Source organism: Pseudomonas lutea, from assembly GCF_000759445.1.
Classification (GTDB): Bacteria; Pseudomonadota; Gammaproteobacteria; order Pseudomonadales; family Pseudomonadaceae; genus Aquipseudomonas; species Aquipseudomonas lutea.
This window is the reverse complement of record NZ_JRMB01000001.1, coordinates 1,617,464-1,641,776: the sequence shown is the minus strand read 5'-3', so window position 1 is coordinate 1,641,776 and position 24,313 is coordinate 1,617,464. Positions and strand designations below refer to the sequence as shown.

The window sequence follows — 24,313 nt, the reverse complement described above, 5'->3', positions numbered from 1 at the left end:
GGTTTCATCGGCCACCTCGGTCTGTAGGAGCCGGCTTGCTGGCGAACCGGCTATTCATGCACACCCATGGTACTGACCCACCGCTTTCGTACGATCGCGGTGAGTCAGGCACTGAAAATGGGGTCTGAAGCCTCGGTTCGCCAGCAAGCCGGCTCCTACAGGTCTGAAGCCAAGCGCTTATTTAAAGCGCCGTTCCACGCCTTTCTCCACCAGCACCTTCGCCGAGATTTCCTCGACTGAAAAGTGCGTTGAGTTAATGTTCGGAATGTTTTCGCGGCGGAACAGGCTTTCGACTTCGCGCACTTCAAACTCGCATTGTGCGTAGCTGGAGTAGCGGCTGTTGGGTTTGCGCTCATGGCGAATGGCGGTAAGGCGGTCGGGGTCGATGGTCAGGCCGAACAGCTTGTCGCGATGCAGCTTGAGCGCCGGGGGCAGCTGCAAGCGTTCCATGTCGTCCTCGGTCAACGGGTAGTTGGCCGCCCGAATCCCGAACTGCATGGCCATATACAGGCAGGTCGGCGTTTTGCCGCAGCGCGACACACCCACCAGGATGATGTCGGCCTTGTCGTAGTAATGCGTCCTGGCCCCGTCGTCGTTGTCCAGCGCGAAGTTCACTGCCTCGATTCGCTCCATGTAGTTGGAGTTGTGCCCGATGGAATGGGATTTGCCCACCGAATAGGAAGAGTGTGAACTAAGCTCCAGCTCCAGCGGGGCGAGGAAGGTCGAGAAGATGTCGATCATGAAGCCGTTGGAGGTGGCGAGGATTTCGCGGATGTCCTGATTCACGATGGTGTCGAAAATAATCGGACGGGCCTCATCCTTTTCGGCAGCGTTGTTGATTTGCTGGACCATCGCCCGAGCCTTCTCGACGCTGTCGATATAGGGCCTCGTGAACTTGTTGAAAGTAATGTTTTCAAATTGCGCTAACAGACTTTGCCCCAGGGTTTCGGCGGTAATGCCGGTGCCATCGGAGATGAAGAAAGCGGATCGTTTCATTTGCGCCCCGGGGCCTTAAGCTGATGGTCATTTATGGATATGATAGGCCGGCTTGCAGGCCCTGACTCGCTGCATTCTACCTGTATTCGGCAATCGGATTGCCCGGTCGACACAGCCACAACCCGGCTGTTCACGATCCAAAGCTGTGGGCTTGTCCTGATTACCTGCGATTCCAGCACCAAAGCGTTTCCCAACAATAATCGGTTAGTGGAGAGATCACCTTGGTAGAGTACGTAGTTTCCCTCGATAAGCTCGGCAAACATGATGTTGAGCATGTGGGGGGCAAGAACGCATCCCTCGGCGAGATGATCAGCAACCTGGCGGGCGCAGGCGTGTCCGTTCCCGGTGGCTTTGCCACTACAGCTCAGGCCTATCGTGATTTTCTTGAGCAAAGTGGTCTGAACGATCAGATCCATCAGGCCCTCGACGCTCTGGATGTCGACGACGTCAACGCGCTGGCCCGCACCGGCGCGCAGATTCGTCAGTGGATCATGGAGGCCGAATTCCCCGAGAAGCTCAACGCCGAAATTCGCACCGCCTTCGCCGAACTGTCGGCAGGCAACCCGGATGTCGCTGTTGCCGTGCGTTCTTCCGCCACCGCAGAAGACTTGCCGGACGCCTCGTTCGCCGGCCAGCAGGAAACCTTCCTTAACATTCGCGGCGTGGAAAACGTCATTCGTGCGGCCAAGGAAGTGTTCGCTTCGCTGTTCAACGACCGCGCCATTTCCTACCGGGTGCACCAGGGCTTCGACCACAAGCTGGTGGCGCTGTCTGCCGGTGTGCAACGCATGGTGCGTTCGGAGACCGGCACGGCAGGCGTCATGTTCACCCTCGACACCGAGTCGGGTTTTCGCGACGTCGTGTTCATCACCGGCGCTTATGGTCTGGGCGAAACCGTCGTGCAGGGCGCCGTCAACCCGGACGAATTCTACGTTCACAAGAACACCCTTGAGGCCGGTCGCCCGGCGATCCTGCGCCGCAACCTGGGCAGCAAGGCCATCAAGATGATCTACGGCGAAGAAGCCAAAGCCGGCAAGTCGGTGAAAACCATCGACGTCGAGCCGGCCGATCGCGCACGCTTTTGCCTCAGCGATGAAGAAGTCAGCAACCTGGCTCGCCAGGCGATGATCATCGAGAAGCACTACCAGTGCCCGATGGACATCGAGTGGGCAAAGGACGGCGACGACGGCAAGCTGTACATCGTCCAGGCGCGGCCCGAAACGGTGAAGAGCCGGACATCGGCCAACGTCATGGAACGCTACCTGCTTAAAGAGAAGGGCACCGTCCTCGTCGAAGGCCGCGCCATTGGCCAGCGCATCGGAGCCGGCAAGGTACGGATCATCAAGGACGTCTCCGAGATGGACAAAGTCCAGGCCGGTGACGTGCTGGTCTCCGACATGACCGACCCGGACTGGGAACCGGTGATGAAGCGCGCCAGCGCCATCGTCACCAACCGCGGCGGGCGCACCTGCCACGCGGCGATCATCGCCCGTGAGCTGGGCATTCCGGCAGTGGTCGGTTGCGGCAACGCCACTGAGTTGTTGAAGGATGGCCAAGGCGTCACCGTGTCCTGCGCCGAGGGCGACACCGGTTACATCTTCGAAGGCGAGCTGGGTTTCGACATCAAGCAGAACTCCGTCGACGCCATGCCGGAGTTGCCGTTCAAGATCATGATGAACGTCGGCAACCCTGATCGCGCGTTCGATTTTGCCCAACTGCCTAACGCGGGCATCGGCCTGGCGCGTCTGGAATTCATCATCAACCGGATGATCGGCGTGCACCCGAAGGCACTGCTGAATTACGGCAACCTGCCGCTGGACATCAAGGAAAGCGTTGACAAGCGCATCGCCGGCTATGACGACCCGGTCGGTTTCTATGTCGAGAAGCTGGTCGAGGGCATCAGCACCCTGGCCGCCGCGTTTTCGCCGAAGAAAGTCATCGTGCGGCTCTCGGACTTCAAGTCCAATGAATACGCCAACCTCATCGGCGGCAAGCTCTACGAGCCGGAAGAAGAAAACCCCATGCTGGGCTTCCGCGGCGCCTCGCGTTACATCAGCGAAAACTTCCGTGACTGCTTCGAACTCGAGTGCCGCGCCCTCAAGCGTGTGCGCAACGACATGGGTCTGACCAACGTCGAGATCATGGTGCCGTTCGTGCGCACCCTGGGCGAAGCCAGCCAGGTGATCGATCTGCTGGCCGAAAACGGTCTGGCGCGGGGCGAGAACGGGCTGCGCATCATCATGATGTGCGAACTGCCCTCCAACGCGCTGATGGCCGATGAGTTCCTGGAGTACTTCGACGGCTTCTCCATCGGCTCCAATGACCTGACTCAGCTCACCTTGGGTCTGGACCGGGACTCCGGGATCATCGCGCACCTGTTTGACGAGCGTAATCCTGCGGTGAAAAAGCTGCTGTCCAATGCCATTCAGGCCTGTAACAAGGCCGGCAAATACATCGGCATCTGTGGCCAGGGGCCCTCCGATCACCCGGACCTGGCGCGCTGGTTGATGGAGCAGGGCATCGAAAGCGTCTCGCTGAACCCCGATTCAGTGCTGGAGACCTGGTTCTTCCTGTCCGAAGAGGACGCTCCAACCTGATGCAGATGGAGTAACATGCCGGCCCGTTTGTACGGGCCGGTTTCCTGAAAAAGGGCGGGTTTTAACGAATCCGCCCTTTTTCATGGGTGATTTTCAGCGCGCAGAGAGCGTCAACCTGCAGTAATGGCCTGCGGTACAAGCCTGCAGCCACGGCGGCCAGCCACCACTGTCAGCCGCCACTGTCGGCCACCACCAATGGCGGCCGCAGAAGCAGTTCCGACACGGGTCTGAACCGGACCGAACCCGACTCACTCAAGACTTCCAGCAAGAGCACCATGCAAAGCAGCAGTCATCTTTTCCCTGTAGCCCTGATCAGCGCCGAGCGTCGTGGCGACCTGACCGAGGACGTGTACCGCCTGAAGCCCGGCAACAGCCCGGATTTCACTGTCGAAATTGCTGTCACCCGACTGGGTCGTGTTGCGGCGCCGGACGCCCGGGGCGTGCCAGCTGTGCTGCTGCACGGCAGCTTTTCCAATCGCCGCTTCTGGTATTCGCCAAAGGGTATTGGCCTGGGTGCGTACCTGGCGCGCGAAGGGTTCGACGTCTGGATCGCGGAGATGCGCGGCCACGGGCTGTCAGCGCGCAACAGCGCTTATGCGGGCAACTGTGTCGCCGATTACGCCCGCTACGATCTGCCGGCCATCGCCGCGTTCGTCCGTGAGCAGACCGGTCAGGCGCCGCACTGGGTCGGTCATTCCCTGGGCGGCACCACGCTGGCGGCCGCGCTGGGCGGGCAGACGCTGACGGCGGACGACGCAGCCTCCGTGGCAATCTTCGGCAGCCAGGTCACCCGCAGCCACTGGCCGCTCAAAGTACCGCCGCTGCAGTGGCTCGCACGGCTGACACTCAAGCGCTTCGAGCATGTTTCGGGCCCGCGCTTCAAACGCGGCCCTGAGGATGAGCCGATGGGCGTGATCCTGGAAAGCATGCGCTGGCACGGCCTGTTCGGGCGCTTCGGGGATAAAAAGGACAATTGGTGGTCGGGGCTGGCGCAGGTGACGGTTCCGCTGCTGGCGGTCGCCGCAGTCGGGGATCATCAGGACCCGGAATGGGCGTGCCGCGAACTGTTCGATCAGTTTGGCGCGCCCGACAAGTCATTTCTGGTCCTCGGTCGCGACCACGGCTTCAGCGAGGATTTCGACCATGTGCAGATGCTGGTCAGCAAAGCCGCGCAGACCCAGGTGTGGCCGCGCGTCGCGGACTGGCTGAACCGCCATGCCGCAGCCGCCAAGACTGAATCAACGCTGAACATGATGGCAACTCCGCACCTATGAGGGTCGCGACCATTCCTTGCGCGCCGACTTGGGGATAAGCTGCGCTCACGTCAGTCCGGGTCAGTAAATGCACGTCACGACTCGTCGGTCGGGTTTTTGTTCTATATAAGAAGACGGCGCGGGGCGTTTCGGTGTGTTACACCCGCGAGCTATGCTCGAGCCGTTGTATCCGACCCGTAGAGCCTTTCTGACAGGAGTTACCCCATGCACTACATCACCCCGGACTTGTGCGACGCTTACCCTGAACAGGTTCAGGTGGTCGAGCCAATGTTCAGCAACTTCGGTGGCCGTGATTCGTTTGGCGGCGAGATCGTGACGCTCAAATGCTTTGAGGACAATTCTCTGGTCCGTGAGCAGGCTGAGCAGGACGGCACGGGCAAGGTGCTGGTGGTTGACGGCGGAGGCTCGCTGCGTTGCGCGTTGCTGGGCGACATGATCGCCGAGAAAGCTGCGAAAAACGGCTGGGAAGGGATGGTCATCTACGGCTGTGTGCGCGACGTCGATGTCCTGGCGCAGACCGATCTGGGCGTGCAGGCGTTGGCCAGTCATCCGCTGAAGACCGAAAAGCGCGGCCTGGGTGAACTCAACAAGGTCGTCAACTTCGGTGGCGTGACCTTCAGGCCGGGCGAATTCGTGTACGCCGACAACAACGGCATCATTGTCTCGCCCATCGCATTGACGATGCCGGACTGATCAACTTTCATTCTTATGGGTGCAGCCACCAGGTCTGCATCGCAGTCAGCAAGGATACGAATGTTCGACGAATCAAACGCGCAGTGGGGGCTGGTTCATGCCCTCGTGCTGGACGGTAAGGGCGGAGCGCGTTCGATTCCTCGAACCGAACTGGATGGTTTGCAACTGGAGCCCCACGAAAGCGTGTGGCTTCACTGGGATCGCAGTCATCCGCAGACCCAGACGTGGTTGCGCAGTGCGAGCGGGCTAAGCCAGTTCGTCTGTGACCTGATGCTGGAAGAGAACACCCGGCCGCGCTTGCTGGCGCTGCCCGAGAACGAGTTGTTGCTGTTCCTGCGTGGCGTCAACCTGAACCCGGGGGCGGAGCCGGAGGACATGGTCTCGGTGCGGATTTTCGCGGCGGCTCAGCGAGTGATCTCATTGCGCCTGCGCTCCCTGCGGGCGACTGACGAGTTGATCGCCTCGCTCAACGAAGGCAAGGGGCCCAAAACCGCATCAGAGCTGCTGCTTTATCTGGCCCAGTTTCTCACCGACAAGGTGCAGGCCGTCGTCAGCGAGCTGACCGAATTGGTCGATGACATGGAAGAACGCATAGATGCCGACGAGCGGTATATGCCCGAGCACGGCAACATGGTGCACATCCGCAGGCGCGCGGCAGGGCTGCGGCGTTTTCTTGCGCCGCAGCGTGAGATCTACGCGCAACTGACGCGCAGCAAGATGCCGTGGTTCGTGGAGGACGATGCGGACTACTGGAACGAATTGAACAACAGTCTCACCCGGTATCTGGAAGAGCTGGAATTGACCCGAGAGCGAGTGGGGCTGGTGCTTGAGGCCGAAGACCGCCGCCTCAGCGAGCGCATGAACAGGACCATGTACCGGTTTGGCATCATCACTGGAATTTTTCTGCCGATGAGCTTTCTGACAGGCTTGCTGGGCATCAACGTGGGAGGCATTCCCGGCTCGGAAAACCCATACGGTTTTCTCTTCGCGTGCCTTTTGATGCTGGTGGTTGCGATAGGCCAGATGTGGTTGTTCAAGCGCCTGCGTTGGGTATAACGGTAAAAAAGTCACAGCCGTCTGGATGTGTTGTGTGACTCCTGCACATCTGCCTGCGTCTTTCAGTGACATAGCGTGAGGTGCCCGATGCACGACCCGTTTGAAGAATCACTGCGAGACATGCTCAATTCGTCGTCCAGCAGCCGCGACGACGATGCCGTTCTGGGCCGGGTATTGAAGACCGCTAACCGTCAGGTGGGCGCCGGTGATCTGTTCAGTCTTCTGGGTCGTTGCACGCAAGCGTTGATGATTGCCGTAAACAACGGCTCCGCTCACGTTTCACCTGTTTCCCGTCGCAAGGCGACACGCGCCGGCACCACGTTTACCGGCGCACAAGACAAGGCTGATTGAATATGGAATTGGATCTCTGGACGCAGAGTCTGGTCACTGCAATGACTGCGTTGTGGACCAAAGTGGCAAACTTCATCCCGAATCTGTTCGGGGCTCTGGTGGTCGTGCTTTTGGGTTTCGTGGTGGCGAAGCTGCTCGACACCCTGCTTTCCAAGCTGTTGGCAAAACTCGGTCTTGATCGGCTGATGGGCGGTACGGGGCTGACCAAGCTGATCAGCCGCGCAGGCATTCAGGTCCCGATTTCCACCTTGATCGGCAAGATCGTTTATTGGTTCGTGCTCTTGATTTTTCTGGTGTCGGCGGCAGAATCGCTGGGGCTGGAGCGGGTATCCGCGACGCTGGACATGCTTGCGCTGTATCTGCCGAAGGTATTCGGCGCTGCGCTGGTGTTGCTGGTGGGCGTATTGCTCGCGCAACTGGTTAACGGCATCGTGCGTGGCGCGGCCGAAGGGGTAGGGCTGGATTACTCGGCCGGCCTCGGCAGGATCGCTCAGTGGCTGGTGATCATCATCAGTATTTCGGTGGCGATCAGTCAGCTTGAGGTCAAAACGGACCTGCTGAACCACGTCATCGTCATCGGATTGATTACCGTTGGTCTGGCCGTTGCGTTGGCCATGGGTCTGGGAAGCCGCGAAATCGCGAGCCAGATCCTGGCGGGAATTTATGTACGGGAGTTGTACCAGGTAGGGCAACAAGTGCGTGTTGGAGAGGTCGAAGGGCAGATCGAGGAAATTGGCACGGTGAAAACCACCCTGCTGACCGAGGAAGGCGAGTTGGTGTCTTTGTCCAACCGGATCCTCCTTGAGCAGCGAGTGAGCAGCCGTTGAGTCGGCGAACCTGCTAATGTATGCCGCCGCAAAAATCCGGGCGAGTTCCGGGTGCGGTGGACATCTCCCTGACCGTCGGCACGACTTGTTTTGAATAACGCTCAATCGCCCTCTCTGCGCTATGACCCACGCGAGCTCTCCGACGAGGAGCTGGTGGCGCGCTCGCACGACGAGCTGTTCCATGTCACGCGTGCGTATGAAGAGCTGATGCGTCGTTACCAGCGGACACTTTTTAACGTGTGCGCACGCTATCTGGGGAACGATCGCGATGCTGACGATGTCTGTCAGGAAGTGATGCTTAAGGTGTTGTATGGCTTGAAGAACTTCGAGGGTAAATCGAAGTTCAAAACCTGGCTCTACAGCATTACGTACAACGAATGCATCACGCAGTACAGGAAGGAGCGGCGAAAGCGTCGGTTGCTGGACGCTTTGAGTCTTGACCCCCTCGAGGAAGCGTCGGAAGAAAAGGCGCCGAAACCAGAAGAAAAGGGCGGGCTTGATCGCTGGCTTGTGTATGTGAACCCGATCGACAGAGAGATTCTGGTGCTACGATTTGTCGCAGAGCTGGAGTTTCAGGAGATCGCAGACATCATGCACATGGGCCTGAGTGCCACGAAAATGCGCTACAAACGGGCACTTGATAAATTACGTGAGAAATTTGCAGGCGTTACCGAAACTTAACTCGGCGCAAATATCTCTAACGAGCAGGCAAGTTCTGATAGACTTGCCGACGAGTTGTCTCTCGCTTAGGGGGACTGCTTTACAATCACCAGATGGGGATTTAACGGATGAAACTGAAAAACACCTTGGGCTTGGCCATTGGTACTATTGTTGCCGCAACTTCGTTCGGCGCTCTGGCACAAGGCCAAGGCGCAGTCGAAATCGAAGGCTTCGCCAAGAAAGAACAGTTCGACAGCGCTCGTAACTTCAAAAACGACGGCAACCTGTTCGGCGGTTCTGTTGGCTACTTCCTGACCGACGACGTTGAATTGCGTCTGGGCTATGACGAAGTGCACAACGTCCGTAGCGACAATGGCCAGAACATCAAGGGCGCGAACACCGCTCTGGACGCTCTGTACCACTTCAACAACCCGGGCGACATGCTGCGTCCATACGTTTCGGCTGGTTTCTCCGATCAGAGCATCGATCAGAACGGCAGCAACGGTCGTAACCGTTCCACCTTCGCCAACATCGGCGGCGGTGCCAAGCTGTACTTCACTGACAACTTCTATGCCCGTGCTGGCGTTGAAGCTCAGTACAACATCGATCAGGGCGACACCGAGTGGGCTCCTAGCGTCGGTATCGGTGTGAACTTCGGCGGCGGTTCGAAGAAAGTTGAAGCAGCACCAGCTCCAGTAGCTGAAGTGTGCTCCGACAGCGACAACGACGGCGTCTGCGACAACGTTGACAAGTGCCCGGACACCCCTGCAAACGTGACTGTTGACGCTAACGGCTGCCCAGCTGTTGCTGAAGTCGTTCGTGTAGAGCTGGACGTTAAATTCGACTTCAACAAGTCGGTTGTGAAGCCAAACAGCTACGGCGACATCAAGAACCTGGCTGACTTCATGAAGCAGTACCCACAGACCACCACCACTGTTGAAGGTCACACTGACTCCGTCGGTCCTGACGCTTACAACCAGAAGCTGTCCGAGCGTCGTGCAAACGCCGTTAAGCAAGTTCTGGTTAACCAGTACGGTGTTGGCGCTAACCGCGTGAACTCGGTTGGCTACGGCGAAACTCGCCCAGTTGCTGACAACGCAACTGACGCTGGCCGTGCTGTTAACCGCCGCGTAGAAGCACAAGTAGAAGCCCAAGCTAAGTAATTAGCCTCGCTTCACGAAAAACCCGGCTTAGGCCGGGTTTTTCTTTGCCTGCGATTTAGCATCCGCAGTGAACCGTCGGGTAGGGATCTGCCGTGGCTCAAGGATTGAGCATCCAGGCCAGCATCAGCAGATTGATTACTAGCGAGAGCAAGGCGATTGTGCGCCAGACCTTCAACGGCTCTCGTTCAAGCAACGGCAGCGTGCGCCGGTCATGTAGCTGGAGTTCGCCTTGTCGAAACGCTATCAACCAATGCTCGGCCGTCTCGAAGCGCTTGAGTGGGTCAGCAAGCAATGCGCGCTGTAGATGATGTTCCAGCCACTCCGGGACATCCGGGCGGTAACGGCCAGCGGGTTGTGGATGACCATAGCGGTGGTGCTGGAAGGGTTCGATTTCGCCGTAGGGGTAGTGGCCGGTCAGCAGAAAGTACAGCGTCACGCTGACCGCATACAGATCGAACGCGGGGCAGGGCTTTGCGCCGTCGAAGGCCTCGGGCGGCATGAAGCTGGGTGTGCCAGGCACATCACCGTCCTCAACGACAGACAGTCCGGGACAGTAGGCCAACCCGAAGTCCAGCACGCGGAGTGCGCCTGATGCATCGAGGAGCAGGTTCTCCGGTTTGATGTCGCGGTGAATGATATTGCGGCGGTGCAACAGCGCCACGGCGCCGATGAGGTTCTGCGCCAGTCCAAGCCATTGAGGCAGCGGCATCGGTCCGTCACTCACGAAGAGTTCGGCAAGGGTTCGGCCCGCATGCTCACGCATCACGTAATACAAGTGCTGGCGCTGGGTGCAGGCATGCACCTGCGGGAAGCTGACGCCTGCGACGCGCCTCAGAAACCACTCTTCGAGCAACAAGGCTTGGCCTGCGCCCGCTTCATCAACCCGCGCAGGTGCAATCGTCTTCAACAACCATGGCTGCTGCTGACTGTCACGGACGCGATAGAGCAGCGATTGCCGCGAGTCGCCAATACGTCCCTCAACGTGCCAGCCCTCAAATGTCTGGCCTGCCTTGAGCTTCGGCGGGACGGGCCACTGTTGCAGTTGCATCAATGTTTCGCCCAGGCTGTCGGAGCCCAGCTGATCGACCTCAATCAGCACAGCGCTGGCATTGTCGGTGCTCCCGCACAGATGTGCCGCGTTGACTAATGTGCGCACCGCCGAATCCAGGTCGGCTTGTTCGCCCAGGATCGCACCTATCTTCGCGTCACCCAATGTCGCCCACACGCCATCGCTGACCAGCAGCAGTCGCTCGCCTGCGTGGAGTTCACCGTCCAGGTAGTCCATGACCACGTACTGGTCCAGGCCGAGTGCGCGTTTGAGCACGTGTTGCATGTCGGGCTGCTCCCAGACATGGTCCTGGCTGATTCGCTGAAGCTGGCCCGGCTGCCATCGGTACACGCGGCAGTCGCCGACATGGGCGAGGGTGAAGCGACGGCCGCGCAGGACCAGCGCGCTCAGCGTGGTCAGTAAGCCGTTGGCGAGCAGCCAGCGGTTCTGCGCAAGAAGCAGGCGATCCATCGCCACTGCGACGCTCCAGGTTTCCGGCGTCGCGTAGTAATCCATCGCCAGCGCCTGCAAGGTGGCGCGAGCGGCCAGGCCGCCGTCGGCGCATTGGCTGACACCGTCGGCAAGCGCGAACAAGTAGCCCTTGCTGGCGGCGAGGGCCGGGGCGGGTGTCACCACGCGCATGGCGTCCTGATTTTCGGCGCGCGGCCCGGTCGCGCTGTGTTCGGCGACGCGCAGTTGCAGGCCGCTCACGGTATTGGCGACCCGGACGTTGGGCTGATTGAGACTCACGCTCTAGACGCGGGCGGCGGTCACCGCCGCCGAGCCCCAGGTGGTTCTCCAGCGACGCTTGACGTTCATCAGCCCGAACCACGCCAGCACGCCCAGCAGCGCAAACAGCCAAAGGCCCAATTGGTATTCGCCGGTGTTCTGTTTGATGGCCCCCAGTCCTGCGGCAAGCAGGAAGCCGCCGATGCCGCCGGCCATGCCGATGAGCCCGGTCATCACGCCGATCTCTTTGCGAAAGCGTTGTGGCACCAGTTGGAACACCGCACCATTGCCGGCCCCGAGACCCAACATGGCAGCGACGAACAATGCCAGGGCCGCCCACGAACTGGGCAGGTTGAAGCCGACTGCTGCAATGCAGATTGCCGCCACTGCGTACATCCCGGAGAGGGTTCTGATACCGCCGAAGCGATCGGCCAGCGCGCCGCCCAACGGGCGCATCATGCTGCCGCCAAACACGCAGGCGGCGGTGTAGTAGCCGGCGGTCACCGGGCTCAGGCCGTATTGGTCGTTGAAGTAGCCGGGCAGGGCGCTGGCCAGACCGATGAAGCCGCCAAAGGTCACGCTATAGAAGAACATGAACCACCAGCTGTCGCGGTCGCCCAGTGCCTTGAAGTAGTCGGCCATGGACTTGGCTTTGGGACGTTCGGGCGCGTTTTTCGCCATCAACGAGAACGCAATCAGGGTCAGCAGCAACGGCGCCACAGCAAACCCGAACACGTTGTTCCAGCCAAAGCTGGCGGCCAGGACCGGCGCGATCAGGGCGGCGAACACGGTCCCGGAGTTACCGGCGCCGGCGATGCCCAACGCCTTGCCCTGATGCTGCGGCGGGTACCACTGCGAGGCCAGCGGGAGTGCGACGGCGAACGAGGCGCCGGCCATGCCCAGAAACACGCCTAACAGCAGCGCCTGTTCGTAGCTGTGGATCCCCAGCTGCCAGGCACCCAGCAGGGCGGCGATAACGATCACCTGGCCGATGATGCCGGCGATTTTCGGTGAGAGCTGATCGGCAAGCATGCCCATGATGAAGCGCAACACGGCGCCTGCCAGGATGGGCGTAGCGACCATCAGGCCGCGTTGCTGGGTGGTGAGGTGCAAATCGGCGGCGATCTGCACCGCCAGCGGGCCGAGCAGATACCAGACCATGAAGCTCAGGTCGAAGTACAGGAACGCGGCGAACAGGGTCGGTTTGTGGCCGGCTTTCCAGAAACTTGTATTCATCTAACACCTCATCTGCAGGAAATCGTGATCGGTGCCGGCATCGCTCGCACCGCTTCGGGTCAGGTCATGCAGGCGAAGCACCAGAGCGGCACTCCACCCGCCCCGATGTGCTCGGGGCTAAAACGAAAAAACGCCGCAGCCCTGCGCGGATTCGCGAAGGGGTGCGACGTCTGTGTCGTGAGTGGGCAACCGCCGTTGGCTACCTGTGAGGTCTAACTAGCAAAACGCACGCCAGAATCACCCCGGCTGCACGGGGTTCATTTTGTAGGACCCGGCTTACCGCGGGCCGCGTTCGGACGAATGCGGTGGGTCAGCGGTGTAGATGTCGGCTGACAGGAAGGTTCGCCAGCAAGCCGGCTCCAGGGTGAGCTGCGTGTAGTCAGGTGATTACCGGCAGCCTTCGCTGGCTTGCTGAAGCTTCATTAAGCTTGCTCCCGGACATTGCGGCAGTCTCCAGGCCATCAACCCAACAGCTCGCTCATGGCAATGATCTGTTCGGCCACCTGAATCAGCTTCTGCTGCCGGCTCATGGCCTGGCGTCGCATCAGCGTGTAGGCCTCCTCCTCGTTGCACTGCTTCATCTTCATCAGCAGGCCCTTGGCGGTCTCGATGCGTTTGCGTTCGGCCAGTTGCTGGTCACGGGCGTGCAGTTGCGCACGCAGGTCCTGGTCGCTTTCGAAGCGCGCCATCGCCACATCGAGAATCGGCTGCAGACGCTGAGCGTGGATGCCCTCAACGATGTAGGCACTGACCCCCGACTTGATCGCCTGGCGCATCACGCCGGGATCGTGCTCGTCAGTAAACATCACGATCGGGCGCGGCAGGTCGCGGGTCACCAGCACCACTTGTTCCAGAACGTCCCGGCCAGGGGATTCGGTGTCGATGAGAATCACGTCGGGGCGCACGGCCTGGACGCGCGCCGGCAGATCGATGATGAGGCCGGATTCGTCGATCACCTCGAAACCGGCTTCGGTCAGCGCAGCCTTGAGGCGACCGACTTTTTTAGGGGTGTCGTTGATCAGCAGGATTCGCAGCATGTCGGCGTCTCCTCAGTGATCAGTGCTAACGAGGGCGGCATCGGCGAGGGCATGCAGTTTGAAACTGCGCGCGTACCGGGCGGGGTCGCTGCCATCCCAGACCTTTCCGTCGATCAACTGACTGCTGCGCATTGGCGATGCGGGGACGGCGATGTCCAGCGCTTCGGCGGCCTGACGGTACAACCCCAACTGCTGGACGCTGCGAGCCACGCCGAGATAATCCGGGTCCTGGCGCAGCAAGCCCCAGCGGCGAAACTGGGTCATGAACCACATGCCGTCCGACAGCCACGGCATGTTGACCTCGCCGTTGCGATGGAAGCGGATGGCATGGTGATCGGACCACTGGTTGCCGAGCCCGTCGTCGTACTCGCCGAGCAACCTGGATTCGATCGCGCCAACCGGCGCATTGACGTAGTCGGCGGCGCTGAGCAATTGCGCGGTGCTGCGCCGGTTATCCGGATTTGCCTCAATGAAGCGGCTGGCTTGCAGTACCGCCATCACCAGTGCCCGCGCGGTGTTTGGATACTGGCGGACAAATTCGAGACTGCACGCCAGGACCTTTTCCGGGTGGTCCGGCCAGATGGCCTGAGACGTCGCCAGTGTGAAGCCCAGCTTCTGTTGCACCGCGCTGGCGCCCCACGGCTCACCGACGCAAAAGCCATCGATGCGCCCGGCCTGCAGATGCTCGACCATTTGCGGCGGCGGCACGACCACGCTGTTGACGTCGCGCAGCGGGTGAATGCCCTGGCTCGCGAGCCAGTAATAAAGCCACAGCGCGTGATTGCCGGTGGGGAATGTTTGCGCGAACGTCAGTTTTGAGTCGCTTTGGTGCGTATGCCGATCAAGTGCCTCAGGAGTGGTCACGCCGGCGTCCTGCAGCGAGCGCGACAGGTTGATGCTCTGACCGTTCTGATTCAGGCCCATGAGGACGGCCATGTCTGTTGCGGGGCCGGCCAGACCCAATTGAACGGCGTAGACCAGGCCGTAGAGGCTGTGGGCAGCGTGCAGCTCGCCGCTGACCAACTTGTCGCGCAGATTTGCCCACGACGTCTGCCGGTGCAGGTTGATGTGCAGCCCGTACGGCTGGGCAAAGCCCTGGGTGGCGGCGACGACCAGCGAGGCGCTGTCGGTGAGGGCCATGAAGCCGAGGTCGACGCTGGCCAGTTCGGGGGCGTCGCTGCCGTTGATCCAGACCTGCGAAGGGTTAATCGTGTCATTCATTGTTTACGAGCCCGCCTGGAGGTCGGCATGTGCAAGAGAGCGCTGCCGAACGTCCAAAAAAACGCCGCCCCGCCCCGGTTGATCCGGGGCGACAGCGACGTCGTTGTCCTGTGTCTCGCTCCGCCATTGGATCGAGTCGTTGAAGGGCATCAAGCAAGCCATATGCCAGTGGCGGAGGTGGGCTTCAGCAAAGTTCTCGACATGCCTCGCGCTTGGCCCGTACCGGCGTTTATAATCCGCCGCTGATCCCAGCCGCAATCGAGCCGCGACCGCCCATGTATAATCTGGCCCGCCAGTTACTGTTCAAACTTTCCCCGGAAGCGTCCCACGATCTGTCCATCGATCTGATTGGAGCCGGTGGGCGCCTGGGCCTTAATGGCCTGTTCAACAAGGCACCGATGCAGCTGCCGGTGACCGTCATGGGCCTGCGCTTCCCCAACCCGGTCGGGCTGGCGGCGGGGCTGGACAAGAACGGCGCGGCCATCGACGGTTTTGCCCAGCTGGGCTTCGGTTTCGTCGAAATCGGCACCGTCACGCCGCGCCCGCAACCGGGCAATCCGAAGCCGCGCATTTTCCGCCTGCCCCACGCCGAGGCCATCATCAACCGCATGGGCTTCAACAATCTGGGCGTCGACAATCTGGTCAGCCGTGTGCAGGCCGCGCAGTACAACGGCGTGCTGGGCATCAACATCGGGAAGAATGCCGACACGCCGGTCGAGCGGGCAGTCGATGACTACCTTATCTGTCTGGACAAGGTCTACGACCACGCCAGCTACATCACCGTCAACGTCAGTTCGCCGAACACGCCCGGGCTGCGCAGCCTGCAGTTCGGCGATTCACTCAAGCAGTTGCTCCAGGCCTTGCGTTCGCGCCAGGAAGCCCTGACCCACATTCACGGCAAGCGTGTGCCGCTGGCGATCAAGATCGCCCCCGACATGACCGATGAGGAAACCGTGCTGGTTGCCAGCGCGCTGCTGGAGTCGGGAATGGATGCCGTGATTGCAACCAACACCACCCTCAGCCGTCAGGGCGTCGAAGGGTTGCCCCACGGCGACGAAACTGGCGGGCTCTCGGGCGCTCCGGTGCGCGAGCAGAGCACGCATATCGTCAAAGTGCTGGCTGGTGAGTTGAGCGGGCGGATGCCGATCATCGCCGCCGGCGGCATCACCGAAGGCAGGCACGCCGCCGAGAAGATCGCGGCCGGAGCGAGCTTGGTGCAGATCTATTCAGGTTTTATTTACAAGGGCCCGGCGCTGATTCGCGAATCGGTGGACGCCATCGCATCGATGAGCCGTCAAGCGGTGTGACGAAAAGAGGGGTTCCCACTGGAACCCCTCTTGGGCCTTGGCCCGCCGCCCGGGTGGGACGTGCGTGTTATCGGTGTAGCGAGTCAAAAATGTCGAAGAAGCTTTAGGTCAGGCTGTAACGTGAGGTTGCGTCAGCCGACCGCGTGAAGTTCGTTGAGTCTGTGAATGCCCGCAGTGCCGGTCATACCGTCCCAGTTGTCGCCGCGTCCTTCTCGCCAGCCATTGATCCAGGCTTGACGCACTGACGGTAGAGTAAATGGGCAAAGCTCACGGGATTTACCAGATACGCCGTATTGATATCCGCGCGAAAATGCTCTTTCCAACGGATCACGCTTAAGTCTTCTCATAGGGTGTTGCCCTCGTTTGTTGACTGTAATGTCCCTGGAGACCTCGGGTTGAGGTCGGGCAGAATGCTCTGCCATTAACGGCCCGCTGCCGGCGTCGCGGGCTTGATGCCATCGCCGTTGCGGTGATGGCCTGGATGATTTCTAACCAATGAAGGTTGCCCTGTGAATGACCGTTTAGTCATAAGAACGTCATATCTCAGGCATAAGCGCCATAAGGCGTGCAGCCTTTGAACCGCGCTTTTTTTTGAAAGCCCCTTGAACCGCGGTTCCTGGGGGAGAGTGCAAAAGTTTCGCACTTACGACTGATGGCCGTTTGCGGCCAGCCGAAAAGCGACGAAGGGTCACCGATGTGACTTTTTATTGCCGCCACCGTCGTGCTGAATAGTCTTTTTTATACCAAACCGTCGCGTTCACACGTTGGCGGGCCGTCGTATCCGAAATGCATCGGTGCGAAGGACAGGCACAAACTGTGTGCCGCGCAGCCGTCCTCCTTGAAAGGCGTCTGTTTGAATCGGGTCGGACAATGCGTTGTCCGGCCGCTATAGCCCAAGGCTCTGGAATACTCATGTCGGACCGTTACGAACTCTTCCTCACCTGCCCGAAGGGCCTCGAAGGCTTGCTTGCCGAGGAGGCCACGGCCCTTGGCCTGGAGGAAACCCGCGAGCACACGTCGGCCATTCGCGGCACCGCCGACATGGAGACCGCTTACCGGCTGTGCCTGTGGTCGCGACTGGCCAACAGGGTACTGCTGGTCCTCAAGCGCTTTCCGATGAAGGACGCCGAAGACCTTTATCACGGCGTGCACGACATCGAGTGGGCCGACCATCTGGAGCCGGAAGGCACGCTGGCCGTGGAGTTCAGCGGGCACGGTTCGGGCATCGACAACACGCATTTCGGCGCCTTGAAGGTCAAAGACGGCATCGTCGACCGCTTGCGCACTGCCGACGGACTGCGCCCCTCGGTCGATAAACTCAACCCCGACCTGCGCGTGCACCTGCGCCTGGACCGGGGCGAAGCGATTTTGTCCCTGGACCTGTCCGGCCACAGCCTGCACCAGCGCGGTTACCGCCTGCAGCAAGGCGCTGCGCCGCTCAAGGAAAACCTCGCCGCCGCCATTCTGATTCGCTCCGGCTGGCCACGCATTGCTGCTGAAGGCGGCGCGCTGGCTGACCCGATGTGCGGCGTCGGCACATTTCTGGTGGAGGCGGCGATGATTGCCGCCGATATCGCGCCCAACCTTAAGCGCGAGCGCTGGGGTTTCTCCGCGTGGCTGGGTCACGTGCCGGCGATCTGGCGCAAGCTGCATGATGAAGCGCTGGAAAGGGCGCAAGCCGGCCTGGCCAAACCGCCGTTGTGGATTCGCGGTTACGAAGCCGATCCGCGGTTGATTCAGCCCGGCCGCAATAACGTCGAACGCGCCGGCCTGAGCGAATGGATCAAGATCTATCAGGGCGAAGTGGCGACCTTCGAGCCGCGTCCCGATCAGAATCAGACCGGCCTGGTCATCTGCAACCCTCCCTACGGCGAACGTCTGGGCGACGAGGCGAGCCTGTTGTACCTCTATCAGAACCTCGGCGAGCGTCTGCGTCAGGCCTGCCTGAACTGGGAGGCCGCAGTGTTCACCGGCGCCCCGGACCTGGGCAAGCGCATGGGCATCCGCAGCCACAAGCAATATGCGTTCTGGAACGGCGCGCTGCCGTGCAAGCTGCTGTTGATCAAAGTCCTGCCGGACCAGTTTGTGACCGGCGAGCGCCGCACACCGGAGCAGCGTCAGGCCGAGCGTGAGCAGGCCGCTTACGACCAGACCCCGGACGCGCCGCAGGAGCGTCAGTACAACAAGAACGGCAACCCGATCAAGCCGGCACCGGCGCCGGTCATCGAGCAACCGCGCCTGAGCGAAGGCGGGCAGATGTTTGCCAATCGCCTGCAGAAGAACGTGAAGGCACTGGGCAAATGGGTCAAGCGCGAAGGCATCGATTGCTACCGCGTCTACGATGCGGACATGCCCGAGTACGCCATGGCCATCGACCTGTACCACGACTGGGTGCACGTCCAGGAATACGTGGCGCCGAAATCCATCGACCCGGAGAAAGCGTCCATCCGCATGTTCGATGCACTGGCAGCCATTCCGCAGGCACTGGGCATCGACAAGAGCCGGGTGGTGGTCAAGCGCCGCGAGCGCCAGAGCGGCACCAAACAGTACGAGCGCCAGAGCGCCCAGGGCAAATTCAACGAGGTCAACGAAGGCGGCGTCAAGCTGCTGGTCAACCTTACGGATTACCTGGACACCGGGCTGTTCCTCGATCACCGGCCGATGCGTATGCGCATTCAGCGCGAAGCGGCTGGCAAGCGTTTTCTCAACCTGTATTGCTACACCGCGACCGCCAGCGTGCACGCGGCCAAGGGCGGCGCGCGCAGCACCACCAGCGTCGACCTGTCCAAGACTTACCTGGACTGGGCCCGTCGCAACCTCTCGCTCAATGGTTTCTCAGACAAGAACCGTCTGGAGCAAAGCGATGTGATGGTCTGGCTTGAGGCCAGTCGTGATGAATACGACCTGATCTTCATCGACCCGCCGACCTTCTCGAACTCCAAGCGCATGGAAGGGGTGTTTGACGTGCAGCGCGATCAGGTGCAGTTGATCGACCTGGCCATGGCGCGCCTGGCGCCCGGCGGCGTGCTGTATTTCTCCAACAACTTCCGCAAGTTCCAGCTCGAAGAGACGCTGGTGGAGCGGTACGCGGTGGAAGAAATCACTCAGCAGACGGTTGACCCTGACTTTGCCCGCAACGGAAAAATCCACCGGGCCTGGAAAATCACTGCGCGTTGATGGCAGCTTCTTTCCAGACGTCTGGGCGCGGGTAGGGCAGAACATGCCCGGAGCCGCGAGCCATGTTGTTCAGGCAACGTGGCTCAGTTCAGCGGCAGGGCAACGATGACCTCAAGCCCGCCGCCGGGCTGATTGCCAAGGGTCAGCGTTCCTCCGTGTTCAAGTACGGTGGCGCGCGCCGCCGACAAGCCCAGGCCGACACCGCCGGTGTGCTTGTTGCGTGAGCCTTCGATGCGATAAAAAGGCGCAAACACCTGCTCCTGCAGCTCGGGTGCAATACCCGGGCCGCGGTCCTTGACGCAGATTTCGACCCAGTCGGGCAGAGTGTCCAGCTCAACACTGACCTCAAGTCCGTATTTCACTGCGTTATCGATCAGGTTGACCACGGCCCGCTTGATGCCGACGGGGCGACCGTTATAGACCAGACGGCCAATCCCTGTGTAGGCCACATCGACGCCTGCATCCTTGAAATCATCTATCACCGTGAGCAGCAGCTCGGCCAGATCGAAGTCCGTGGCGGGTTCCAGGCGCGAATCGTCGCGGAAAAAATCCAGCGCGGAATTGACCATGCTTTGCATCTCATCCACATCCCGGAACAGTCTGGATTGCTGTTCGGCGTCCTCGACGAACTCGCCGCGCAGGCGCATGCGTGTGAGCGGGGCCCGCAGGTCATGGGAAATGGCCGCGAGCATCTGCGTGCGGTCGTTGAGAAAGTGCTGGATCTGCGCCTGCATGGCGTTGAACGCCAGGATCGCCTGACGAATTTCATGGGGCCCGACGACGGCAATCGGCGGCGCGCGAAAATCCTTGCCGAATCGTCTGGCGCCTTCCGCGAACCGCTCCAGCGGCGTGGCCAGGTGACGGGTCGCGATCAGCACCACTATCAGTGTCGAGATCAAGGCCAGTATCAAAACGACGAGATTGCGCTTGAACGGGTCGAGCCCCCATTTGCGCGTGGGCACGGAGAACTGCAACCAGGAGCCGTCGGCAAGCTGCAGCATCAGGACGTAGGGCCGCTCGACGTATTGGCTGCCCCAGTCGTCCGGGTCATAGGCTTCGATCGAGGCCTGGGGCATCTCCAGCAGTTCGCGCAATAGCGCCTGACCGTCGCTGAAACCCGGCTCGTTAATGGCGGGCAGGTGCGCATCGTCATGGCGCAACAACCATCGGACATTGAAGGTTTTGTCGGCGGCCGCGTCAGCGATATTTGCCCGCTGTGAAGCCGGAGCGGCATTGATGATGCGCCCAATCGTGGCGACTTTTTCCATCAGCCCGGTTTCGAGAATGGGCGGGCGCGCCCAGACCCCGGCCAGCAGACTGAACGCGCCGTTCAAGGCCAGCGAGGTCAGCATTGCCAGCAGGGTAGTCAGGGCGATCCAGCCGGCCACCGTGTCATGAGCGCGCCTCAGGCGAGTGCGCCAGTCGGGCAACGCCTTCATCGCCTCACCACCGAGGGGCTGAACAGATAACCGCCATTACGGATCGTGCGGATCATGGGTTCGCTGTGAAGGTCCGCTTCCAGCTTGCGCCGCAGCCGGCTGACCTGCACGTCAACGCTGCGATCAAACGCGTCGTATGACTCGCCGCGCGCCATGTCCAGCAGTTGCTGACGGCTGAGCACGCGTCTTGGATGCTCGGCAAACACCAGCAGCAGCTCGAACTCCCCGGTGGAAAGCGGGATCATGACCTTGTCCGGCGAGCGCAATTCACGGCGCGTGACGTCAAGATGCCAATTGGCGAATTCCAGAATCGAGCGCGACGCATCGGTGGGTTCCCTGGCCCCGTCGCCCACTCGCCTGAGCACGGCGCGCACCCGGGCCAGCAACTCCCGGGCATCGAAGGGCTTGGTCAGGTAATCGTCGGCACCCAACTCCAGCCCGACGACGCGATCGCTCAATTCGCCCATGGCCGTCAGCATGATCACGGCCACGGCGTGTTGCGCGCGCAACTGCTGACACAGCACAAGACCGCTCTCCCCGGGCAGCATCACGTCAAGAATGACCAGGTCCGGCCGCCGTTTTTCGACAGCCTGCCACAACGATGCGCCGCCGGTTGCGACGGCCACGCTGTAGCCGTGTTGCTCAAGGAATTTCTGCAAGAGGGCGAGGACTTCGACATCGTCATCGACCAGGAGTAAATGGCTCACGGTTGGACTCGCTGCGGGCGTGGCTGGATGCGCCCATCTAAAATCATTCCGCCCGCCGCGTCATATATTTCAACTCGGTAATAAAGCGTCCCGCCGGCAATAAAGCAGACATGTTCAGGCAAAAAAGCGCAGGCAGGATCTCGCCCAGTCCTCGTCGAGATCATCTTGTATGCCTACGTTCAAACATGCTCCATCGGCTTGCCACGTGGCTTTCACCGTGTGCACTGCCTTGCTCGCCAGCGGTTGTGCCCAGGCGCCTGTCGCGCCAGTCGACTCCTGTGCCGAGGTCGCTTACACCGTCCATGATCCGGCTGAGTCGGCGAACCGTGGCATCTTCGCGTTCAACCGCACGGTAGACGACTACGCCTTGGCGCCGGTGGCACGGGGTTATCGCCATCTGCCGTCGTTCTTCCAGGCGGGCGTTCACAACTTCGTCGCCAACTTCGGCGAGCCCAAAGTGTTCATCAACGACGTGCTGCAAGGCAACGGCAACCGGTCAGTCGCGACCCTGGGTCGCTTCGTCATCAACACCACCGTGGGCATCGTGGGCTTGATCGATTTCTCGGGCAGGATGGGAATAGAACGGCATACGTCTGACTTCGGGCAAACCTTCGGGGTCTGGAATATCGCCAACGGGCCGATCGTGGAATTGCCCTTGCTGGGCACAGCGAACCTGCGCGACGCGACGGGCAAGGTGTTGAGCTTCGTGGTTGACCCGTTGGGCAGCAACAGCGATACCGTTCAGACCCTCGGCACCGTCAATACCGTGGGCGGCATCGTCGATGGTCGTGCCGAGCTGTTGCCGGTCACTGACCGGTTGCGCCTGCAGCCTGACTATTACGTCGCGTTGCGAGACACCGTGGCCCTTAAGCGCGCGGAGCGCGTGCTGGAAGGAAAAGCGGGTGCGGTGGTGTCACCGCGTTCGAGCTGCCCGGGGGATGTATCGAATGATCAATAACCCTGACACTTGGGTGCTGCGACGCACGATCCGCAGACCTGCGCCGGCGACGTTACACAGCCGCGAAGTCGAGTTGCGCATGACCGACGATGGCCGCTACGTGACGCTCAGCCGATATGTCGAACGCTATGGCGACCCCGACACCGCCTCGTGCGTCGTCCGTCATCATCGGGTGCCGGTGGCGCAGATGATTCGCTGGATGGTCAGTCACGGCGTGGTTGAGGAGGAAACCTCGGAACTGCAAAGCCTGAGAGTGGGTTGAATCCTGGGCACCCAGCGATCAGCGCTGCACCGCGATGCACTTGATCTCCACCAGCAGCCCCGGCCTGGCAAGCTCGCTGACGCCCAGGCAGGTCCATGCGCACGTAGCTCGGGGGAAGACGCTGTCTTTCACGGCCCTGAACAGGGGCATGTCGCGCTGAAGATCGGTGTGGTAGGTCGTCAGGTCCACCACGTCTTCAAAGGTGCAACCTCCGGCCGCCAGAACCAGGCGCAGGTTTTCCCAGGCGGCAATGAACTGCTGCTCCGGGTCTTCTATCACTGCCAGATCAGGGGTGCGGCCGACTTGGCCCGCGCAGTAGAGGGTTTTGCCGACCTTGACGGCAGGCGCGTAGCCTGCGCGCTCGGCCAGTAAGCGCATTTCGTCGGGGATGATGATGTGACGGTCGTTCATGCGGGCATGACCTGAGGAAAGCGCGGGTCCGCACGCTATCTTATTTGGCGGGAGGCGGTCTATCGATTCAGGGCAAAGTCTTAATGACACGGGCTGAGCGCACGTAGGGCGTGCGCTGCCAACCTTGAGGGGCGAGGCGGTTTCACGCGCCGCCGCGATCCGGGCGACTAACGTAGAACCATCAATGCACCGCCCACGAACGCGGCGCCGGGGTGTGGCTGAATTTGCTGATGCCTTTCACCCAAAAGCGTCGGTGCGCGGTCTGGTCCGGCGGCAACAGGGGCTGGCTCGACCATTGATGATGACGCTTGGACTCGTCGCGATACGCTTTCCACTCCATGGCTTCGGCGGTGTCGTGTGCGGCGCGTTCGTCATCGAACCACCCCAGCACTGAAACTTCACCTTGATCGCGGCCATGTTCTACCAGCAGAAAAATGTTGTTGTACATACCTATGCCTTTCACTGATCCGGTCCGACCCGACATTCGGGCTCTACGAATAGCGTATCGACAGCCGCGGCGGAAAATTTAGCGCGAATACATCGCAGCGCCGCATCCCTCGGCCTTCACTGGGGAAGGGGTTCAAGGATGTCTGCGTTGTCGTCGAGCAGAATGAACACCAGCAGCTTCGCCGGCTGTGTGGCGCTGGCGTTGCGGGATTCGTAATGCCGGGACCCGGCCGGTTCGTACCAGGTCTGGCCGGCTGTATAAGTCTGTGCTTTGCCATCGTTGACCCGCGATACGACTGCGCCCTCGAGCACGTAGGCGATTGCACTGCCGCTGTGGCTGTGGGCGATTGAGGCCTGCCCCGGGGCGTAGTCCACGGTCAATGTCATGGCTTTTTTCCCGGGGGCGTTGAGCATCGGGTGCGCCTCCAGCACCGTGACTTTCTCCTGGCCTGCATCGTGAGCGTGTACGTGGGCGGCGAACGCGAGCGCAGCAAAGGCGATCCCGGAGAGTGGTGCAGTGAGGCGTTTGTAGGCTTTCATGGTGGATTGTCCGATAGCGGTGGGTAACGACCACGCTAAAGGTTGGGGTGTTCTGCGGACACGTCCAATTGGAGGGAAGCTGTGGAGGCCATTTCCTGTCCTCACCGTTATGCCAGCGGTGGCTTTTCCCTGTGCAGAGCAGGAGTTAAGGCAGGCTGCGGTAGGAAGGGAAGCGAA

The 24,313-nt window shown here is 60.9% G+C and carries 23 protein-coding genes; 12 read left to right on the top strand and 11 right to left on the bottom strand.

Going from position 1 to position 24,313, the window contains the following annotated elements; all coding sequences use genetic code 11:
• Window positions 1–177 precede the first annotated feature (177 nt).
• Window positions 178–996: a posphoenolpyruvate synthetase regulatory kinase/phosphorylase PpsR gene (gene ppsR, locus LT42_RS07020; protein ID WP_037011048.1), complete on the bottom strand. Its 819-nt coding sequence runs from the start codon at window positions 994–996 to the stop codon at window positions 178–180.
• A 221-nt stretch (window positions 997–1,217) separates the two neighbouring features.
• Here ppsR and ppsA point away from each other — a divergent pair, with 221 nt between their 5' ends.
• From ppsA to LT42_RS06980, 8 genes are all read left to right on the top strand, one after another.
• Window positions 1,218–3,593 carry a phosphoenolpyruvate synthase gene (gene ppsA, locus LT42_RS07015; RefSeq protein WP_037011046.1) on the top strand — a complete coding sequence of 792 codons (2,376 nt, stop codon included), beginning with the start codon at window positions 1,218–1,220 and terminating at the stop codon, window positions 3,591–3,593.
• Window positions 3,594–3,868: 275 nt separating this feature from the next.
• Window positions 3,869–4,867 carry an alpha/beta fold hydrolase gene (locus tag LT42_RS07010; RefSeq protein ID WP_037013072.1) on the top strand — a complete coding sequence of 333 codons (999 nt, stop codon included), beginning with the start codon at window positions 3,869–3,871 and terminating at the stop codon, window positions 4,865–4,867.
• Between the two features lie 204 nt (window positions 4,868–5,071).
• Window positions 5,072–5,560 carry a ribonuclease E activity regulator RraA gene (gene rraA, locus LT42_RS07005; protein WP_037011044.1) on the top strand — a complete coding sequence of 163 codons (489 nt, stop codon included), beginning with the start codon at window positions 5,072–5,074 and terminating at the stop codon, window positions 5,558–5,560.
• Window positions 5,561–5,620: 60 nt separating this feature from the next.
• A complete protein-coding gene (locus tag LT42_RS07000) occupies window positions 5,621–6,616 on the top strand; it encodes a zinc transporter ZntB (protein WP_037011043.1) in 996 nt (331 codons plus the stop codon).
• An 87-nt stretch (window positions 6,617–6,703) separates the two neighbouring features.
• Complete coding sequence (locus LT42_RS06995) at window positions 6,704–6,967, top strand: hypothetical protein (RefSeq protein ID WP_037011042.1); 264 nt, start codon at window positions 6,704–6,706, stop codon at window positions 6,965–6,967.
• A gap of 2 nt (window positions 6,968–6,969) precedes the next feature.
• Window positions 6,970–7,794, top strand: a complete 825-nt coding sequence (locus LT42_RS06990) for a mechanosensitive ion channel family protein (protein WP_037011040.1) — start codon at window positions 6,970–6,972, stop codon at window positions 7,792–7,794.
• 90 nt (window positions 7,795–7,884) lie between these two features.
• Complete coding sequence (gene sigX, locus LT42_RS06985; RefSeq protein WP_037011038.1) at window positions 7,885–8,475, top strand: RNA polymerase sigma factor SigX; 591 nt, start codon at window positions 7,885–7,887, stop codon at window positions 8,473–8,475.
• 107 nt (window positions 8,476–8,582) lie between these two features.
• Window positions 8,583–9,617, top strand: coding sequence for an OmpA family protein (locus LT42_RS06980; protein WP_037011036.1), 1,035 nt, complete (start codon window positions 8,583–8,585; stop codon window positions 9,615–9,617).
• Window positions 9,618–9,714: 97 nt separating this feature from the next.
• Here LT42_RS06980 and LT42_RS06975 read toward each other — a convergent pair whose 3' ends face one another.
• The 4 genes from LT42_RS06975 to LT42_RS06960 form a co-directional block, all read right to left on the bottom strand.
• Window positions 9,715–11,376, bottom strand: a complete 1,662-nt coding sequence (locus LT42_RS06975; protein ID WP_276209526.1) for a bifunctional protein-serine/threonine kinase/phosphatase — start codon at window positions 11,374–11,376, stop codon at window positions 9,715–9,717.
• A gap of 42 nt (window positions 11,377–11,418) precedes the next feature.
• Window positions 11,419–12,630 (bottom strand): nitrate/nitrite transporter, encoded by a 1,212-nt coding sequence (locus LT42_RS06970; protein WP_037011034.1) that lies wholly within the window; start codon window positions 12,628–12,630, stop codon window positions 11,419–11,421.
• 461 nt (window positions 12,631–13,091) lie between these two features.
• Entirely contained in the window at window positions 13,092–13,667 is a 576-nt protein-coding gene (locus tag LT42_RS06965) for an ANTAR domain-containing response regulator (RefSeq protein WP_037011032.1), read from the bottom strand.
• Window positions 13,668–13,679: 12 nt separating this feature from the next.
• Window positions 13,680–14,888 carry a CmpA/NrtA family ABC transporter substrate-binding protein gene (locus LT42_RS06960; RefSeq protein ID WP_037011029.1) on the bottom strand — a complete coding sequence of 403 codons (1,209 nt, stop codon included), beginning with the start codon at window positions 14,886–14,888 and terminating at the stop codon, window positions 13,680–13,682.
• 275 nt (window positions 14,889–15,163) lie between these two features.
• Between LT42_RS06960 and LT42_RS06950 the strand changes: the two genes are divergently transcribed.
• Window positions 15,164–16,195, top strand: a complete 1,032-nt coding sequence (locus LT42_RS06950; protein WP_037011026.1) for a quinone-dependent dihydroorotate dehydrogenase — start codon at window positions 15,164–15,166, stop codon at window positions 16,193–16,195.
• A 131-nt stretch (window positions 16,196–16,326) separates the two neighbouring features.
• Here LT42_RS06950 and rmf read toward each other — a convergent pair whose 3' ends face one another.
• Window positions 16,327–16,542: a ribosome modulation factor gene (gene rmf / locus LT42_RS25200; RefSeq protein ID WP_081955331.1), complete on the bottom strand. Its 216-nt coding sequence runs from the start codon at window positions 16,540–16,542 to the stop codon at window positions 16,327–16,329.
• Between the two features lie 565 nt (window positions 16,543–17,107).
• Here rmf and rlmKL point away from each other — a divergent pair.
• Complete coding sequence (gene rlmKL, locus LT42_RS06945; RefSeq protein ID WP_037011024.1) at window positions 17,108–19,372, top strand: bifunctional 23S rRNA (guanine(2069)-N(7))-methyltransferase RlmK/23S rRNA (guanine(2445)-N(2))-methyltransferase RlmL; 2,265 nt, start codon at window positions 17,108–17,110, stop codon at window positions 19,370–19,372.
• A gap of 83 nt (window positions 19,373–19,455) precedes the next feature.
• Here rlmKL and LT42_RS06940 read toward each other — a convergent pair whose 3' ends face one another.
• Together LT42_RS06940 and LT42_RS06935 are read right to left on the bottom strand one after the other, a co-directional pair.
• Window positions 19,456–20,811 carry a sensor histidine kinase gene (locus LT42_RS06940; RefSeq protein ID WP_037011022.1) on the bottom strand — a complete coding sequence of 452 codons (1,356 nt, stop codon included), beginning with the start codon at window positions 20,809–20,811 and terminating at the stop codon, window positions 19,456–19,458.
• The gene (locus LT42_RS06935) at window positions 20,808–21,518 is read right to left on the bottom strand and encodes a response regulator (RefSeq protein ID WP_037011020.1); all 711 of its coding nucleotides are present in this window, start codon (window positions 21,516–21,518) and stop codon (window positions 20,808–20,810) included. The genes LT42_RS06940 and LT42_RS06935 overlap by 4 nt, the downstream gene beginning before the upstream one ends.
• 169 nt (window positions 21,519–21,687) lie before the next feature.
• On the opposite strand from LT42_RS06935, the gene LT42_RS06930 reads away from it, so the two are divergent.
• Entirely contained in the window at window positions 21,688–22,476 is a 789-nt protein-coding gene (locus tag LT42_RS06930) for an MlaA family lipoprotein (RefSeq protein WP_037011019.1), read from the top strand.
• The gene (locus tag LT42_RS06925; RefSeq protein WP_037011017.1) at window positions 22,466–22,738 is read left to right on the top strand and encodes a hypothetical protein; all 273 of its coding nucleotides are present in this window, start codon (window positions 22,466–22,468) and stop codon (window positions 22,736–22,738) included. Before LT42_RS06930 ends, LT42_RS06925 begins: the two co-directional genes overlap by 11 nt.
• A gap of 18 nt (window positions 22,739–22,756) precedes the next feature.
• Here LT42_RS06925 and LT42_RS06920 read toward each other — a convergent pair whose 3' ends face one another.
• From LT42_RS06920 to LT42_RS06910, 3 genes are all read right to left on the bottom strand, one after another.
• Window positions 22,757–23,149 carry a RidA family protein gene (locus tag LT42_RS06920; protein ID WP_037011015.1) on the bottom strand — a complete coding sequence of 131 codons (393 nt, stop codon included), beginning with the start codon at window positions 23,147–23,149 and terminating at the stop codon, window positions 22,757–22,759.
• Between the two features lie 181 nt (window positions 23,150–23,330).
• Window positions 23,331–23,597, bottom strand: a complete 267-nt coding sequence (locus LT42_RS06915) for a hypothetical protein (protein WP_037011013.1) — start codon at window positions 23,595–23,597, stop codon at window positions 23,331–23,333.
• Window positions 23,598–23,713: 116 nt separating this feature from the next.
• Window positions 23,714–24,136 (bottom strand): cupin domain-containing protein, encoded by a 423-nt coding sequence (locus LT42_RS06910; protein WP_037011011.1) that lies wholly within the window; start codon window positions 24,134–24,136, stop codon window positions 23,714–23,716.
• Window positions 24,137–24,313 lie beyond the last annotated feature (177 nt).

What these genes read in the sequence shown, in the direction of transcription:
- LT42_RS07010 (WP_037013072.1), top strand. Translation starts at nt 3,869, where the DNA reads ATGCAAAGCAGCAGTCATCTTTTCCCTGTAGCCCTGATCAGCGCCGAG.
- LT42_RS06915 (WP_037011013.1), bottom strand. Translation starts at nt 23,597, where the DNA reads ATGTACAACAACATTTTTCTGCTGGTAGAACATGGCCGCGATCAAGGT.
- LT42_RS06960 (WP_037011029.1), bottom strand. Translation starts at nt 14,888, where the DNA reads ATGAATGACACGATTAACCCTTCGCAGGTCTGGATCAACGGCAGCGAC.
- LT42_RS06970 (WP_037011034.1), bottom strand. Translation starts at nt 12,630, where the DNA reads ATGAATACAAGTTTCTGGAAAGCCGGCCACAAACCGACCCTGTTCGCC.
- LT42_RS06925 (WP_037011017.1), top strand. Translation starts at nt 22,466, where the DNA reads ATGATCAATAACCCTGACACTTGGGTGCTGCGACGCACGATCCGCAGA.
- LT42_RS06940 (WP_037011022.1), bottom strand. Translation starts at nt 20,811, where the DNA reads ATGAAGGCGTTGCCCGACTGGCGCACTCGCCTGAGGCGCGCTCATGAC.
- LT42_RS06980 (WP_037011036.1), top strand. Translation starts at nt 8,583, where the DNA reads ATGAAACTGAAAAACACCTTGGGCTTGGCCATTGGTACTATTGTTGCC.
- LT42_RS06950 (WP_037011026.1), top strand. Translation starts at nt 15,164, where the DNA reads ATGTATAATCTGGCCCGCCAGTTACTGTTCAAACTTTCCCCGGAAGCG.
- LT42_RS06920 (WP_037011015.1), bottom strand. Translation starts at nt 23,149, where the DNA reads ATGAACGACCGTCACATCATCATCCCCGACGAAATGCGCTTACTGGCC.
- ppsR (WP_037011048.1), bottom strand. Translation starts at nt 996, where the DNA reads ATGAAACGATCCGCTTTCTTCATCTCCGATGGCACCGGCATTACCGCC.
- LT42_RS06990 (WP_037011040.1), top strand. Translation starts at nt 6,970, where the DNA reads ATGGAATTGGATCTCTGGACGCAGAGTCTGGTCACTGCAATGACTGCG.
- LT42_RS06910 (WP_037011011.1), bottom strand. Translation starts at nt 24,136, where the DNA reads ATGAAAGCCTACAAACGCCTCACTGCACCACTCTCCGGGATCGCCTTT.
- rlmKL (WP_037011024.1), top strand. Translation starts at nt 17,108, where the DNA reads ATGTCGGACCGTTACGAACTCTTCCTCACCTGCCCGAAGGGCCTCGAA.
- rraA (WP_037011044.1), top strand. Translation starts at nt 5,072, where the DNA reads ATGCACTACATCACCCCGGACTTGTGCGACGCTTACCCTGAACAGGTT.
- rmf (WP_081955331.1), bottom strand. Translation starts at nt 16,542, where the DNA reads ATGAGAAGACTTAAGCGTGATCCGTTGGAAAGAGCATTTTCGCGCGGA.
- LT42_RS07000 (WP_037011043.1), top strand. Translation starts at nt 5,621, where the DNA reads ATGTTCGACGAATCAAACGCGCAGTGGGGGCTGGTTCATGCCCTCGTG.
- LT42_RS06995 (WP_037011042.1), top strand. Translation starts at nt 6,704, where the DNA reads ATGCACGACCCGTTTGAAGAATCACTGCGAGACATGCTCAATTCGTCG.
- LT42_RS06930 (WP_037011019.1), top strand. Translation starts at nt 21,688, where the DNA reads ATGCCTACGTTCAAACATGCTCCATCGGCTTGCCACGTGGCTTTCACC.
- LT42_RS06965 (WP_037011032.1), bottom strand. Translation starts at nt 13,667, where the DNA reads ATGCTGCGAATCCTGCTGATCAACGACACCCCTAAAAAAGTCGGTCGC.